This is a genomic window from Streptomyces sp. NPDC088261 (genome assembly GCF_044740805.1).
Taxonomy (GTDB): domain Bacteria; phylum Actinomycetota; class Actinomycetes; order Streptomycetales; family Streptomycetaceae; genus Streptomyces.
The window spans coordinates 491,149-505,633 of sequence record NZ_JBIURL010000002.1 but is presented as its reverse complement, the minus strand read 5'-3'; the positions used below and the strand labels follow the sequence as shown (position 1 = coordinate 505,633).

The 14,485-nt window shown below is 69.1% G+C and carries 14 protein-coding genes and 2 pseudogenes; 6 read left to right on the top strand and 10 right to left on the bottom strand.

All coding sequences use genetic code 11. The features are described from left to right. Positions 1-34: 34 nt before the first annotated feature. Positions 35-193: pseudogene (locus ACIODU_RS06150) on the bottom strand (pirin family protein); the annotation flags it as partial. A 305-nt stretch (positions 194-498) separates the two neighbouring features. On the opposite strand from ACIODU_RS06150, the gene ACIODU_RS06145 reads away from it, so the two are divergent. Continuing rightward, entirely contained in the window at positions 499-903 is a 405-nt protein-coding gene (locus ACIODU_RS06145; RefSeq protein ID WP_401764943.1) for a hypothetical protein, read from the top strand. A gap of 181 nt (positions 904-1,084) precedes the next feature. Here ACIODU_RS06145 and ACIODU_RS06140 read toward each other — a convergent pair whose 3' ends face one another. Continuing rightward, positions 1,085-1,558, bottom strand: a complete 474-nt coding sequence (locus ACIODU_RS06140; RefSeq protein ID WP_401764436.1) for a GbsR/MarR family transcriptional regulator — start codon at positions 1,556-1,558, stop codon at positions 1,085-1,087. 91 nt (positions 1,559-1,649) lie between these two features. On the opposite strand from ACIODU_RS06140, the gene ACIODU_RS06135 reads away from it, so the two are divergent. Both ACIODU_RS06135 and ACIODU_RS06130 read left to right on the top strand, forming a co-directional pair. Continuing rightward, a complete protein-coding gene (locus ACIODU_RS06135; RefSeq protein WP_401764434.1) occupies positions 1,650-2,579 on the top strand; it encodes an ABC transporter ATP-binding protein in 930 nt (309 codons plus the stop codon). 59 nt (positions 2,580-2,638) lie between these two features. Continuing rightward, positions 2,639-3,409: an ABC transporter permease subunit gene (locus tag ACIODU_RS06130; RefSeq protein ID WP_401764431.1), complete on the top strand. Its 771-nt coding sequence runs from the start codon at positions 2,639-2,641 to the stop codon at positions 3,407-3,409. A 90-nt stretch (positions 3,410-3,499) separates the two neighbouring features. On the opposite strand, the gene ACIODU_RS06125 is transcribed toward ACIODU_RS06130, so the two are convergent. From ACIODU_RS06125 to nhaA, 3 genes are all read right to left on the bottom strand, one after another. Beyond that, positions 3,500-3,964 carry a hypothetical protein gene (locus ACIODU_RS06125; protein ID WP_327233025.1) on the bottom strand — a complete coding sequence of 155 codons (465 nt, stop codon included), beginning with the start codon at positions 3,962-3,964 and terminating at the stop codon, positions 3,500-3,502. Positions 3,965-4,011: 47 nt separating this feature from the next. Then, on the bottom strand, positions 4,012-4,323 hold the full coding sequence (locus ACIODU_RS06120) for a hypothetical protein (protein ID WP_401764429.1): 312 nt from the start codon (positions 4,321-4,323) through the stop codon (positions 4,012-4,014). A 137-nt stretch (positions 4,324-4,460) separates the two neighbouring features. Then, on the bottom strand, positions 4,461-5,762 hold the full coding sequence (gene nhaA, locus ACIODU_RS06115; protein ID WP_327233027.1) for a Na+/H+ antiporter NhaA: 1,302 nt from the start codon (positions 5,760-5,762) through the stop codon (positions 4,461-4,463). Between the two features lie 144 nt (positions 5,763-5,906). On the opposite strand from nhaA, the gene ACIODU_RS06110 reads away from it, so the two are divergent. Continuing rightward, positions 5,907-6,128, top strand: a complete 222-nt coding sequence (locus ACIODU_RS06110; protein WP_401764427.1) for a hypothetical protein — start codon at positions 5,907-5,909, stop codon at positions 6,126-6,128. 407 nt (positions 6,129-6,535) lie between these two features. Continuing rightward, positions 6,536-7,057, top strand: coding sequence for an EF-hand domain-containing protein (locus ACIODU_RS06105; RefSeq protein WP_401764424.1), 522 nt, complete (start codon positions 6,536-6,538; stop codon positions 7,055-7,057). Positions 7,058-7,335: 278 nt separating this feature from the next. On the opposite strand, the pseudogene ACIODU_RS06100 reads toward ACIODU_RS06105, so the two are convergent. The 3 genes and pseudogenes from ACIODU_RS06100 to ACIODU_RS06090 all read right to left on the bottom strand — a co-directional run bounded on the left by ACIODU_RS06100 (position 7,336) and on the right by ACIODU_RS06090 (position 11,329). Continuing rightward, positions 7,336-8,197, bottom strand: a pseudogene (locus ACIODU_RS06100) (IS5 family transposase). A 54-nt stretch (positions 8,198-8,251) separates the two neighbouring features. After that, on the bottom strand, positions 8,252-9,577 hold the full coding sequence (locus ACIODU_RS06095) for an amino acid permease (protein ID WP_327233030.1): 1,326 nt from the start codon (positions 9,575-9,577) through the stop codon (positions 8,252-8,254). An 834-nt stretch (positions 9,578-10,411) separates the two neighbouring features. Continuing rightward, positions 10,412-11,329 (bottom strand): hypothetical protein, encoded by a 918-nt coding sequence (locus ACIODU_RS06090; protein WP_401764420.1) that lies wholly within the window; start codon positions 11,327-11,329, stop codon positions 10,412-10,414. Positions 11,330-11,356: 27 nt separating this feature from the next. Between ACIODU_RS06090 and ACIODU_RS06085 the strand changes: the two genes are divergently transcribed. Continuing rightward, the gene (locus ACIODU_RS06085; protein WP_401764417.1) at positions 11,357-11,833 is read left to right on the top strand and encodes a hypothetical protein; all 477 of its coding nucleotides are present in this window, start codon (positions 11,357-11,359) and stop codon (positions 11,831-11,833) included. 191 nt (positions 11,834-12,024) lie between these two features. Here ACIODU_RS06085 and ACIODU_RS06080 read toward each other — a convergent pair whose 3' ends face one another. Both ACIODU_RS06080 and ACIODU_RS06075 read right to left on the bottom strand, forming a co-directional pair. After that, positions 12,025-12,600 carry a class F sortase gene (locus ACIODU_RS06080; protein ID WP_401764414.1) on the bottom strand — a complete coding sequence of 192 codons (576 nt, stop codon included), beginning with the start codon at positions 12,598-12,600 and terminating at the stop codon, positions 12,025-12,027. 152 nt (positions 12,601-12,752) lie between these two features. After that, the gene (locus ACIODU_RS06075) at positions 12,753-14,444 is read right to left on the bottom strand and encodes a DUF4331 domain-containing protein (RefSeq protein ID WP_401764411.1); all 1,692 of its coding nucleotides are present in this window, start codon (positions 14,442-14,444) and stop codon (positions 12,753-12,755) included. Positions 14,445-14,485: the final 41 nt, after the last annotated feature.

Here is a 14,485-nt window from a genome sequence, read left to right as displayed (position 1 = left end):
CGAACCGGCACGATGACGCGCGCGGAACGCCAGGTCAGCGCACTCGTCCGCGTGGTTTCAGGGCTACCGGCGGGAGGTCCGGGGCGGGGAGGCGGGTGCCGTCGTAACCCGTCACCTCGCCGAAACGGGCACCCTCCGTCCAGTCCTTGCGCGCCGCCTCGATTTCGTCGTGCGACCGCCCGATGAAGTTCCACGATCTTTACATCGCGGGCATCGGCGCCTTCCTGCCGGAGCGCGTCACGACGCAGAAGGCCGCCGCTGAGGGCTGGTACGACCCTGAGGATGCGGAGCGGCTCGGCTGGCTGTCCGTGGCTGTGGCGGGTGAGACCCCGGCGCCGGACATGGCGGTGCGTGCCGCGCGCGACGCGCTGGCCATGTCAGGGCTCTCCGCGGAGGACATCGCGGTTCTGATGCACGTCAGCTGCAACCACCAAGGCCCGGACATGTGGTCCCCCAGCACTACATCCTGCGCCACACCCTCGGAGGCACGACCCCGCGCTGGAGATCCGACAGCGCTGCAACGGATTTCTCGCCGCCATGGAACTGGCGGACTGCTCTCTAGCCGCTCCCGCGGACCGCGTGGCCGCCCTGATCACCTCGGCCGACAACTGGGGGGACCCGCTCGTCGACCGCTGGCGCGCGACGCCCGGTGGGCTGTTCGGCGACGCGGCGACCTCGCTGGTGCTGTCGCGGCGCGGAGGCTTCGCCCGCCCGGTCAACGTACGCGCCACTTCTCTGCCGGAACTGGAGGAGCTGAACCGCGGGGGCGAACCTCTCTTTCCTCCGGGATGCACCACAGGGGTCAAGGTCGACCTGCGCGAGCGGGCCGCGACCACCCACCAGCCGGTCGTCGGGTCCCGGTGTACCCGATGCTCGTCCCGCATTCTGCGATACCACTCGTAAATGGCGGGGTCATTGACGTTCGGCTGCGGTGGAATCTCATGGTCGAGGGCGGACATCCCATCACCTTTCTCACCTGAATCGACAGGTCGGCCACCGCAGCGTGGCGGGCCGCACCCCGATCGGGCACCCGGGTGTCCCCCAGCCTCGACCCCAGGATGCGCGCCGCACGCCCGGCGGGCCGTCACTCCAGGTTCGCGTCGTACTGCTCACGCCACTTGTCGATGAGTGCGGCCATCTCCCGCCCCATGAAGGCGTAGAAGTCCTGCATCTCCGCCAGCCGGCGTCCGGCGACGCTGTCCTCGCCCGCGACCTTGATGCCCTCGGCCGCCGCATCCCCCATCGACGCAAGGAGCGCGTTCTGATTGCCCATCAAGGTCGCCCACGCGTGCTCACGGAACCGGTAGTGGTCACGGCGGCTGCCCGGGGCGGGGACCCGCTCGATGATCCCGGTGGGAATCAGCTGCTTGACCGCGTTGGAGACCGCGCCCGAACTGATCTTGAGTTCCTCACAGAGACCCCCCGCGGTCATGTTCGTCTGCCGGCTGAAGAGCAGGGCGGTCATCACTCGTGCGGTGGTCCTCTGCATGCCGCTCTCGGAGAGAGTGAGCGCCAGTCTCTCGGCAGCTTCGCGCAGCTGTTCGATCTTGTCGTCCATGACTCCTCCTGGGTAGCAATGCCCCATCATAGCCAGAACTGCCAGAACTCCAATCGTTTACAGATCTCTGAACGTTCGATATGTTCCGAGCATGGAGAATGTGATCGAGCTACGTGAGCTCACCAAGACCTACGGCGCACGGCGGGGCCTGAGCGGTCTGAACCTGGAGGTGCGCGCGGGCGAGGTGTTCGGCTACCTCGGGCCCAACGGCGCGGGCAAGTCCACCACCATCCGGCTGCTGCTCGACCTCATCCGGCCGACCGGCGGCACCGTCACCGTCCTCGGCCTCGACCCGCGCGCCGACGGGGTCGCCCTGCGACGCCGTGTCGGCTACCTGGCCGGCGACTTCGTCTGCGACGGCCGCCAGAACGTACGCGGCTACCTGCGTTTCCTGGCCGCGCTGCGCGGCGGCGTCCCACAGGAGCGGATCGACGACCTGGCCGATCGTCTGGGTCTGGACCAGACCACGAAGGTCAAGAAGCTGTCGAAGGGCAACCGACAGAAGTTCGGACTGGTGCAGGCGTTCATGCACACCCCTGAACTGCTCATCCTGGACGAACCCAGCTCCGGCCTCGATCCGCTGGTCCAGCAGACGTTCCTCGACCTCGTCGCCGAAGCGGCGGGCAACGGCCAGACCGTCTTCATGTCCAGCCACATCATGAGCGAGGTCGAGGCGGTCGCCGACCGCGTGGGCATCATCCGCGACGGCCTCCTCGTCGCGCTGGACACCGTCGACAACCTGCGCGCGGGAACCGTACGGGACATCGAAGTCACCTTCGAGTCCCCCGTCCCCGCCGGCGCCTTCTCCTCCCTGCCCGGCGCCGATCGGCTGAGCCTCGACGAGGCCGGCACCACACTGACCGGCCAGGTCGCGGGCAGCCCGGACGCGCTGATCAAGGCCCTCGCCCTGCACACGGTCACCGGGCTGCGCGCGACCGAACCCGCTCTGGAGGAACTCTTCCAGTCTTACTACGAGACCGCCGAGGACGCCCCGCGCACCGTGCCGGCCCAAGCGGTCTGAGCTCCCCCTCCCCCACCCCCGTCAGGACCCCGGCCGCCACAGAACCGAAGGACCCCCGCATGAACACCGCCGTCTTCACCAAATCGCTCACCGACAACCGCCGCGGCCTGCTCGGCTGGGCCCTGGGCACCGCCGTGGTGGGCATGGCGTACGCGAGCACCTATCCCTCGCAGAAGGAGAACACCGCCAGCCTGCCCGAGGCTCTGCGCGAATCCCTCCACATCGACGCGTCAGCCGCCGGCTATCTGCACGCCAGTGTCTTCGGCGTCATTCTCCCCTTGCTGGCCATGATCTACGGAGTGACCACCGGCTCCCGGGCCGTCGCCGGCGACGAGGAATCCGGGCAGCTCGACCTGTTCCTGGCGCACCCCGTCACCCGTACCAAGCTGGTTCTCCAGCGCTTCGCCGCACCCGTCACCGGCGCTCTGGCCATCGCCGCCCTCGTCTGGATCGCCCTGCTGGCCATCCGCAACAGCGCCCAACTCACCAGCGTCACCCCCGTCGAGTTCCTCGCCCAGTGCCTCAACCTCGCACTGCTCGCCATCACGTTCGGAGCACTCGCGCTCGGGGTCGGAGCCGCGGTCGGCCGCAGGGCGGTCGTCCTCGCCTCCACTGCGGTCATCGGCGTCCTGGCGTACTCCGCGAGCACCTTCGCCGGCCAGCTCGGCGCCGACTGGATCGCCTATCTCTCGCCGTTCCACTACTACATCGGCGGAGAACCCCTCAAGAACGGCTTCCAGTGGGCCGACGCGACCGTCCTCGTAGGAGCCACCGCCGTACTCATCCTCGCGGGCACCCTCCGCTTCAACCGCCGGGACCTCAACAGCTGACCACCTCACCAGGACCGGGAGACCGACACCACCCACGCGACGGTTCTTCATCGCGACAGCCGCGCAGGTGAGCGCCGCGGCAGGCGGCGCTCACCCCATGCATGGGCGTGCGGGCCCCTCAGGCTCCGTGGCGCCATGTGAGAGTGCGGCTGCGATCCGGGCGGCGGTCCGCTCGCTCGCGTGCTGTCGCAGCAGTCCTTCCAGTGAGGTGGCACGCAGCCGAATGTAGGTGGCCGCCCCGGTACTGCGTGTCATCGTGATGGTGACCACGACGGGGTTCAGCCGTCCGAATCCACCTCCGGTCACAGCACGGACGACGGGACGGCGGTTCTGGATTCCGGCACCGGTGAAATCCACGATGTGGCCTGCTTCTTCCAGGACTTCGGTCACGCGGCTGAACGCCTCAGCGGCTGGAAGCGGAACGGTGAGGAGGGTGACGTAGACGCGTTTTCCCCTCGCCTTGGCCGTAAGCCGGGCTATTCGGCGGCTCGCACCGGTAGTGGCGGCCAGTGCGGCCAGTTCGTCGGCCAGGATCGCGTCCTCGCCGCGTCGCATGTCGGTTCGCTCCCCGTTGACGCGATGCACGGGCCTCGGTAGACGGGTCATGAAGTGGTTCTTGCCGCGCGAGAGTGCTGGACGAGGTAAGAGATGAAGAGGACAACGGCGCTGACTGCCAGGGCGGTTCCGAGGTAGGAGCAGTAGGCGATCATGTCCTGCGAAAGATGGGCGAGCCGCGGGAGCAGATTGGCCACCGCCGCCAGATGCAGACATAGGCAGGCGGCGCCGACCAGTCGCAGCGACCCGGGTCTGCGCCGGAGCCAGGGTGGCTTCCATCCGGCGGCGACAGCGACGGCCCAGGGGATCACGACCACGAACCAGAGGATGAGAACGCCCTGGAGCATCACGTAATTCACGTCTGTTGACTGCTTTCTGGCAGGTGCTCACGGATGGATCGATTGATGAGGCGGTTGAGCCCTACTCGTTCGGATCGGCGCCGACTTGAGGTGAGGTGCCCGTGGCGGTCACGGTCGTTCGGTGCCGAGGACCGAGGTCAGGACCGGGTGGCGCCTTGGTAGATGTCCGGGATGCCATCGTGGTCGTTGTCGACGGATTCCAGGGCGCACAGGCGCTTGTAGACGCGGTTGCGCCAGCGCAGCACCAGAGTGGCGAGGAGCGCGGAGACCACGGATCCGAGGAGGATCGCGGTCTTGATGTGGTCTTCGCGGGCGGTGCCGGGGGTGAAGGCCAGCTCACCGATGAGCAGGGAGACGGTGAAGCCGACGCCGGCGAGCAGGGCGATGCCCAGAATGTCGAACCAGGAGAGTTCCTCGTCCAAGGTGGCGCGGGTGAAGCGGGCAAGGAGGTAGGTGGCACCGAACACGCCGAGGAGTTTGCCGAGTACGAGGCCGAGGCCGACGCCGAGGCCGGCGGGGTCGCTCAGGGTGGGGCCGAGGCCCCCCGAGAGGGAGACACCGGCGGAGACGAGTGCGAACAGCGGGACGGCGACGCCGGCGGACAGGGGGCGCCAGCGGTGTTCGAAGCGTTCGGAGAGGCTGGCCTGTTCACCGCCGTGGGCGAGGGCGGGTACCGCGAAGCCGAGGAGAACGCCCGCGATCGTGGCGTGAATGCCGGAGGCGTGCATCAGGGCCCACGCCACCACCCCGACGGGGACCAGCAGCCACCAGTGGATGATGCGGTGACGGGCCAGTAGGCCGAACAGGGCGATGGCGGCGAGGGACCCGACCAGCGGGAGAAGGCTGATGTGATCGGTGAAGAAAACGGCGATCACCAATACGGACAGCAGGTCGTCCACGACGGCCAGGGTCAGGAGGAAAGAGCGCAGGCCTGCCGGAAGGTGGGTGCTGATGATGGCGAGCACCGCGACGGCGAACGCGATGTCCGTGGCCATCGGCACAGCCCAGCCATCGGTGGTTCCGCCGCTCATCACCGCGTTGACCGCGAGGTAGACCAGGACGGGCCCCGCCATGCCGCCGACCGCGGCGATGATCGGCAGCGCGGCCCGGGTGGGGGAGCGCAGATCACCGTCGGCGAACTCCCTTTTGAGTTCGAGCCCCACGACGAAGAAGAACATGGCAAGCAGTCCGTCCGCGGCCCATTGCCCCACACTCAGGTGCAGATGCAGTGCAGCGGGCCCGAACGTGGCGCCGGTGAACGTGGAGTATCCGGCCTTCCAAGGGGAGTTCGCCCAGATCAGTGCGATCGCCGCTCCTGCGAGCAGGAATATGCCGCCGAGCGTCTCACTGCGCAGGGCCGAGGCCACGGCCTGGGCGCGCCGCCAGCTGGGGCGTGTGAAAAGACGCTCGGGAGACACGGGAGGCGGTGTGATGGCCACGAAGCGGCTCCTGAGGAGAAGAGGGCAGGACGAAGACTCGCCGACCAGACTTCCCGGCATACCGAGGCCACCCTATCCCGGTACGGGCCGGGTATCAGGGTTGGTGATGTGGAGTCAGATCGGGGCAAGGGATACGGTGTGCCCGTGAAGAAGCCGCGCAGGTGGTCCGAGATCAGGTCGTTGATCGCGTGGTGGGTCGTTGTCACCGTCGTTCTTTGGGTTCTTGGGATAGTTTTCGATCAGCCGGTGCGGCTCGCGGGGTGCGCCGCGACCGCCGCGCTCGTGATCGCCATCGGTGAGGTCGGCGACCGGCTGAGGCGACGGTGGTCGTCGGGGCGTGCCGCGAGGGCGCGCGGGACCGGCTGACGCGCGGCCCTCCACGGAGGGTCGCCGCCGGGCGGGCGGACAACCGGTTCGTCTAGGTCTGTTTTAGGTTCGGGCCTCTGCACGGGTCCATGGCAGCCGAGATGCCTACGGCACGCCAGGCTCTGCCGGTCCGCTGACCACGCCCTGCGAGTACAGCCTTGGGACTGGTACAGCGATTGGCAATGAGAACGATCAATCGATGGCCATGGTCAGGCACAAGAGGTCATCCTCGTTGACCCTGAAGGCCAGGCAGGATCCATCCCTCTCCGGACCCGGCCCCGCAGGAGCGTCACCCGTCCACCCTATCGGGGGAATACGGTTGAGTGCTCCCGAGGCGCCAATGCCCGCCGGGCTACGTTCGTCAGGAAGACCGGCAGCAGCACCCTTCACACTCAAGGAGCACGACCATGGGCGCGTACAAGGAGAGGGCCATGAGCCTGTTCATGCGGCTCGACAAGAACCACGACGGCAACATCGATCCGGCCGACCTGGGAATCCTCGCAAGGGGCACGGGTGACCAGCGGTCGGACCTGGCCCGGAGCACCGGGCAGTTGGTCCAGGGCTTCATCCAGGACGCCGACCGGAACAAGGACAGCAGGGCGAGCCTGGATGAACTGGCCGCCTGCGTGGACAAGTCGATGGCCGGGACGACTCCCGAGACCCTTCCCACGTACGTCCGCGATTTCGCCTCCACGCTGTTCGTCGTCATGGACACCGACAAGTCCGGCAAGGTCGACAAGGCCGGCTTCGAGGCGTACCTGAAGGCCCAGGGGACCAGCGTCGACGTCGCCGGCCGCGAGTTCGAGATGCTCGACCGCGACCACGACGGATTCCTCACTCGCGACGACATCCAGGTGGCGGCTCACGCCTTCTTCACCGCCCCGGACGGGGCCCCGGCGTTCTGGCTCCTCGCTGCCGTTCCCGCGTAGGGCGCGACCGCGTGACGGGGCCCTGAAGGACCTTCGCCTACCCGTGCGGCATTCGGTTCGCAGGGGTCCTCTCCCTGCCAACCGCAGGACCGCACCGGCGGCGAACGGGAGGACGGGCACGAGGTGCGCGGCTGGCATTTCGACGTCCTTCCGGACGAGGCGGTCCGGCAGCGGCGCCGATCGCTGCCGGACCCCGGCCGCCAGCCCCTCCGACCGCTCAGTGCCTGGCTCGCCGAGTGGTAGACGCGCCAGCCGGTCATCGCGATTTCCGAGCGTGCTCAGAGCCATTCGTTGATCGCGGCCACCACGACGACGGCCTCGAACCGCACGGCGAGCTTCTCGAACCGCATCGCCACGGCCCTGTTGCGCTTGAGCCGGCCGATCGCGCACTCCACCGCGTGGCGTGCCTTGTAGTCCTCACCGTCGAACGCAGGCGGGCGCCCGCCCGAGCGGCCCCGCCGCACGCGATTGCGGACCTGGTTGGCTGGCTCCGCGATCGTGCAGGATACCCCGCCTGCGCAAGTAGGCGCGGTTGGCGGCCGACGAGTACGCCTTGTCGGCCCGCACCCGCACCGGAGTCCGCCTTGGCCGACCCGGGCCCAGCCGCGGCACCCGGATCGCCTCCAGGGCCGGCACGAACTGCGGACTGTCGCCGCGCTGTCCCGCTGTCACCAGCAACGACAGCGGCTTCTGGCCCTGCTCGCACGCCAGATGAATCTTCGTGCCGAATCCGCCCCGCGACCGGCCCAGCCCATGGTCGTCCGGCTCGCGCACCATTCCGCCGGGCGGCCCTTCTGCCCGGCCCCGTCCCGGCGTGCACCGGCCGCGTGCTGGTGAGCCCGGCAGACCGTGGAGTCGACACTCACCTCCCACACGATCAGCCCCGCCGTATCCGCCCGCGCCTGCAACAACGTCAGCATCCGCGCCCACACACCTTCGCGCTGCCAGCGCCGGAACACCCGTACACGGTCTGCCAAGGCCCCTACCCGGGCGGGAGGTCACGCCACGGAGCGCCCGTCCGCACCCGCCAACCCCATCAACCAACCGCCGCCGGTTCCCCGACCTGCGACGCACACCCTCCGCAGGCAACACCGACTCCAACACCGCCCACTGCTCGTCCGAAAGATCCCCACGCCCCACACCGCGATCATCACGATTCCGCGACAACGCCGGGACCCGACCCTAAAACACGGCCTAGTCGTGTTCCGTACGTGCTTCGATGTCGTCGAGGCCGCTGGGTCGTCCGGCGCGGGTCCAGCGCAGGTAGAGGATCGCGGCGATGACGACCGTGGCCAGGAGGGACAGGAGCGGCCAGCCGCGGGTGAGGTTGACGACCAGAGTGAAGGCGACCGCGAGAGCGGCGACCGCGTTGAGCGTGGCCAGCGCGGGTTTGTGTTCCGTGCGGGCGAAGTGGGTCATGGCGAGCAGGCCCACGAGGAAGCTGACGAATACCGCGACAGCGTAGAAGAGAACGAGCCTCTGCTCCTTTCCCGCTGCCGCCAGGATGACCAGAGCGGCAGCCGCGAGATACACGACCACCGACCAATAAGGCGTGTACTGGCGGTTGGTGTGTCCCAGCCAGGCGGGCAGTACCGCTGGCCGTTGCGGGCTTCCGGCGAGGGCTTTGAGGAGTCCGGGGCCGGCCTGGAACGAGGAGCTGGCGGCGGCCAGCAGGAGCAGAGCGCTGGTCAGCTGGAAGATCGTGTAGAGCCAGCCCGGCCCGGCGGCGGCGTGGGCGATGTCGGCGATCTGAGTGGAGTCGTGCGCGGGCAGGCCGATGTGCAGCCGGGTTGCCAGGGCGGTCAGGGCGAGGGTCAGTCCGCCGACGATGACGACCAGCAGGGCCAGGGTGCCGCGGCCGAAGCGGCGGCGTGCGGTGTCGTCGAGCTGGCCGAGCTGGGCGATCGCCGTCGATGGCGCCTCCACACCGGTGGCCAGGGCCATCGCCACGGGAAACGCCAGCACAACGGCCAGCACGGCCGCGTGGGAGCCGGAGTGGGGCGTGGACGGCGCGGTGCCCGTGGTGTGCGGGGAGGTGAACCCGAGGATGAGAACGGCCACAGCGACGGCGACGAACAGCGCGGTCATCACCGCGAACAACAACCGCCCCCGATGGCCGAACCACGTCAGCCCCGCCACGGCGAACAGCAGAACCAGCGCGAAGGCGACGCGCCATGGCGCCAGTTGGGGAGCAAGGGCGATGACCGCGCTGGCGGCCGCGGAGATGGAGACGCCGATGGTCAGGACAAAATCGACGACCAGCGCCCCGATCGGCAGGAACGTCCACCGCGGACCGAACGCCCGCCCGGCGGCAGCGGCGGCGCCACCCCCTTTGGGAAAACGCGCCACCAGCTGCCAGTAGTTGGCGGTCACCAGCGCGACCAGGCCCACCACCAGGGCCATGGTCGGCAGCAACCGGGACAGATCACCGTCCAGAGCGTGCAGGGCGGCCTGGATGGCGTAAGCGACGGAGGAGACCGGGTCGGCGATCACGGCGAAAGCGAACGCGAAGAACAGCACGGACCTCCGCGGCCCGAGCCGCGGCGACGAGGTTGCGGCGGAAGCATGGTGCGTCACGGGGGACGTCCTGACTAGAAGCAGCACTGAGCAATTAGCGTCCAGTCTTCCGCCACTCCGACGGGAAACGTACACCCGCACCCGCGACACCCCGGGCACACATCGCTATGTTGTCAGGCGGAGAGCACCCTTGCCTCGCCACGCTTCGGCAGCAGTTCGCCGTCATGCTCAGAGTCCGGACAGTCCCTCCACGACCTGGTGCGCTGGAAGGTGATGCCGTGGCGGAGAACCGGGCAGTACACACCTGCGGCTGATGCGGAGGTCTGGACCTTGCGCAGGCGGGCGACCAGCTTGCGCAGGGACCAGGGAGTGAAGTGCCGGCCGAGCTTGGCCGGGCAAGGGAAGGTTCCGCTGTGCGAGGCCGCCCTTGAGTTCCCAGGTGATGAACTCGGCGGACGGCTTCGCCGACCCGAACCAGAAGCGGCTTGCGAAGACCGCCGACTCGGATGCGGCGTTGCTCTCAAGGACTTGCGGAGTGGAACTGGGCATCGTTACGACGGACGCCTCTCCTCCAAGACATACTCACCTCTCTCCGCGACCCCCAGAACTCAACGCCACCAATTCGGTCACGCCACCTTCGAGCCGGTGAGAAAGACAGAGCTGAAATGGGCCGTACAAAAGTCAAATCTTGCAAGCAGTCCGCCACCGTACCTGATGCCGAGCCAGTGCGGTGGACCATTCCAAGGCAGACGGCTCCTCCTCCGCTGGAATAACTCCGTGCCCCTTTCGATTGCTTACCTTGTACTGGTCGTGAGAGGGGGATACTGGTGGCTGACCTCATGCTGTTTCGGCAGGACGCCAACGGCCGCGATGTCGAGCTTCGGGGCTCCGATGGCGCTCAGCGTGAGCGCGTAGCATCTGTGCCTCTTCGATGTCCTGCGTGGAGGCTGCGCCCTGACGGAGCTTGCGAACGAGGGCGGTTTCGGGACCGGTTGGCTGCTGGGAGAGATCTTCCAGCAAAACGTGATCGGGACGGGTCAGGCGCCGCCGTACCTCGTCCATCGCCGCCGCGGTGATGCGTTTGCTCAGCACTGCCGGGGGCGGACTGTCGAGGACCAGAAGCTCCGTCCATCGGGCGATGGGAAGCCCTTGAGTGGCGTCGCGAGTACGCCGGAGCAACTCTGCGTAGAGAGCGTCGATCATCGCCATAGTGAGCCCTTGGCCGAGATCGGCCAGGACCCGGGTGTTACGCAGCTCGATGTCCCCGCGCCGTGGCAGAGGCCTTACACGCACCAGAGGAAGAAAGTCGGTGAGCGCGTCCTCTGTGACTTTCAGGTGCGCCGCGACCCGTTTCCGGCACGCGTCGTTGTCTCCTCCCAGGCCCTTCGACAGGGCCACGACCGGATCATCAGCGGGATCGAGATGGCCCTCGATACCTGCGGTCAGCTGATACGTAAGACCCGTGCCGACGACGGTTTCGTACGTACGCCAAAGGCTCCTGAGAGGCTTCTTCGGTGCCGAGCCGGTCGGTGCCAGGCCGGTCGGCACCGAGCAGGTCGTCCCCGGGCAAGCCGCCGCCGGACCAGTCGTCCCCGGGCAGGTCGGCACCGGGCCGGCCACCGCCGGACCGGACGCTCCCGGACGGACCGCCACCAGGTCGGTCGCCACCGCCTGCTGGAGGCGGAGTTGCCCGAGCTGCGGCTGCTGCTTGTCGGTGGCGAACCGCTGTCGCTCGGCGAGCAGCTCCGGCTCCAAGGGCTCCTTCCGGCACCGGGTGCCCGGGTGCTCTCGGTGTACGGGACCGCCGAGGTGGCCGGCTGTGGCACGTGGTTCGAGCCCGAGCAGCCGCCGGGCCCGGTGACGCGTCCGGAGCGGGCCGCGTATCGCGGAGTGCCGTTCCCCGGCTGCGCGGCGGAGGTGCGCGAGGGCGAGATCTGGCTGACGGCGCCCGGAGGCGCGGACGCCGTCCCGACGAGGGACGGGGGACGGCAGGATGCAGGCGGGCCGTTGGAGTTCCGGGGGCGGCTCGATCAGCGCGTCACCATCGCGGGGCGGACGGTCGACACCTACCGGGTCGAGGCAGCGCTCGCAGGTCACCCGGAGGTCGGGGCGGCCGTGGTCACGGGCGAGCGGGGCCGTACCGGGCAGCGGGTGATCGCCTTCGTCGTGCCGGCCGAGGGCGCCACCCCGACAGTCGCGTCCCACAATTCCAGTACTAGGCGCCCTGTGACGTGCCACGTTGATGCTCACCGGCGCTGATCGGGGCGGTCGGGGCGGTCGGGGCGCAACTCGAGGCAGAGCTGCACCCCTGCCGGTGAGTGCCTTGCCCTGGGTCCGGCGGGAGGTGATCACACGAGCGGTGGCGGGCCACGTGGTCGGCAGCGTGTTCGGCCGCCGCCGTTTCCCTTACCCGTATCGCGTCATCACGACGTCAATGCGGCTGACGTTGTTCACTGCTTCTTGGGGCTTCCGCTGGTTCGTGGCTGGCTCGGTGTCGCGTAAACGACCAGGTTGTCGCGGTACTCGCCCCGGCCGCGGTCGTAGGTTCCGCCGCAGGTGATCAGTCGCAGGGCCGGGGGGCCGGTGGTCGCGTAGACCTGGCTGTCGGGGAGCGCGTCCTTCTCGTACTGCCGCAGAGCGCGGACGGTGAACGTCGCGTTGCCACCGTCCTCGCGACGCAGGGTGATCTTGTCGCCGGGGCGTAGTGAGGAAAGTCCGTGGAAGGCGCCGGGGCCGGTTGCGGAGTCGACGTGGCCGACGAGGACTACCGCGCCGGGATCGCCCGGCCGGGGCCCGTCGCTCCACCAGCCGACCCGGGCGGGGTCCTTCGGTACGCCGAGCCGGCCGTCCTGCTGCACCCGCAGGCCGACGAGTCCCTGGTCGAGTCCGAGGGCGGGTATCCGTATCCGGGTCGGGGCTGCGTGGGGTGTACGGCTCGCGGAGGGGGCGACCGCCTCGTCCGGGCCCGGGTGGACGGGCACGGTGCCGATGTCCGTCCGTTCCGGTGCCGGCTCGGGGGCCGACATCAGCGCGGATACGCCGACGCAGGCGAGGGCTATACCGGCAACGACCGTTCCGGCGGCGGCGGTTCGGCGCGTGGGCGGTCGGAATGCTCGGCCGTGGCGCGGTCGCCCGCCCCGCCAGGAGCGGGGCGGGCGACCGGAGAGGAGCGGGCCTGTCATGCCCGCTCGGCGCGCCGCCGGCGCAGGGCCAGGACTCCGGCGCAGGCCAGCAGGGCGCCGCCGCCCACGGCCGCGACGGGGCCGGTAGGGAAGCCGCTGCCGAACGCGTTGCCGCCGAGGCCCGCGCCGACGCCGCCGTCGGGGTGCAGGGCATCGGCCTGGTTCACGGCCGCGGTGTTGGGCAGCGCCACGTACGGGAAGGAGTCGCCCGGCTCGCGGTAGGGGGTGTCGACGGCGTCGCCGGCGGCCAGCGCGGGCACGATCTTGCCGGTCTGGGCGGCGCCTTCGAGGGCCTGGAGTTCGATGTCGACGACGTCGTCGTTGAGCCGGCGCCCGTTGGGGAAGCCGGCCAGGTCCTGGCCGAGGACGCCGAGCCGGTTGGGCTTGGCGGCGGGCGGTACGGACATGTTGAGCCGCAGTTCCTCGGCGGGCACGATCGCCGCCTTGACCGCGTCCTTGTTGAGCTGCTGCGCGTTGAGGTCGGCCTTGATGGGGCCGCACGCCTTGCAGATGCCGGTGAGGAAGATCTCGACCAGGTCGTTGCGCGGGGTGGCGGGTGCGGGGACCCCGTAGATGTTCTGGATGAGCTTGGGCACGATCGGGTCCTTCACCGCGTTCACGACCGGGGTGACGGAGGCGTCCTTGTCCGGGCTGAGCGCGTTGAAGGCGTCCTTGTACTTGAGCGGTACAACGACTTCGTTGACCAGGGGGTTGCCCAGGCGTGAGACCTGGCGCCAGCCGGCCTCGCCGCCCTTGTCGGGGGTGGCGCCTGCCTGCCCGTCCGTTGCCTTGCCGTCCTCGGTGGCGGCGTTCTCGCCGCCCTTGCTGCCGGTGACGTCGACGCCCTTGCGGTCGGTCGTGGACCACACGCCGATCACGGGGTTACGTGTGGCGTCGCCTTTCAGGGCCACGGACTTCTTCGGCACCTGGATGGCGATCGTGTTCACGTTGTACCCGGCGAGCGTGTTGTGGCCCCTCTCCTTGAGGTTGCCCCCGTACAGGAGGTCGAAGATCCGCAGATCCAGGAAGAACGGGTCGGATGCCTGGCCCGCCATCGTCTGGCCGCCGTCCGGCAGCTGCTTCACGGCCTGCTTGCGCAGTGACGCGTAGTCGGGCATCGACGCCTTGCCCACGTTCGAGGGGGCGGCGGGGGCGTTGTGGAGGAGCGTCTTGCGGTTGCCGGTGCTGTCGGTGACCGTCAGGTCGTACGTCTGGCGGAAGTTCAGCGTCGGGTCGTCCAGGTTCTTGACGACGCCGGTGTTGTAGAGGAACTGGTCCGCCGAATCGCGAATGTGGTCCGTGAACTCCCACGTGTAGGTCGTGTCGGGTTTGCCGTTGCCGTCCGCGTCGATCTTGATGTTGTAGCGGGCGTCGTTGGCGAACGGGTAGAAGTTCGGGCCGCCGTTGGGCTCCTGGAACGGGATCCAGTTCGCCACCAGGGTGACGGTGTCGGGCTTGTCCGGGCTGGTGAAGGCGTAGACGTCGGTGTTGTCGGCCTTCGGGTCGCCCGCGGTCATCGGTGCTTCGCGGTGGCTGGAGGCGGAGCTGGTGGCGGGGGCGAGGCCGGTGACGGCCGCCGAGGCCACGAGCGAGAGCGTGCCGACCGTGGCGAGCGTGCGCTCGGCCTTGCGGGGCGCGGGTTTCCGTCCGGGCGCGGGCTTCCGTCTGGGCAGGCGGGAGAGCTGCATGGGCCATCCGATCCGGTGAGAGCCGCGTCCCTCCGGGGTCC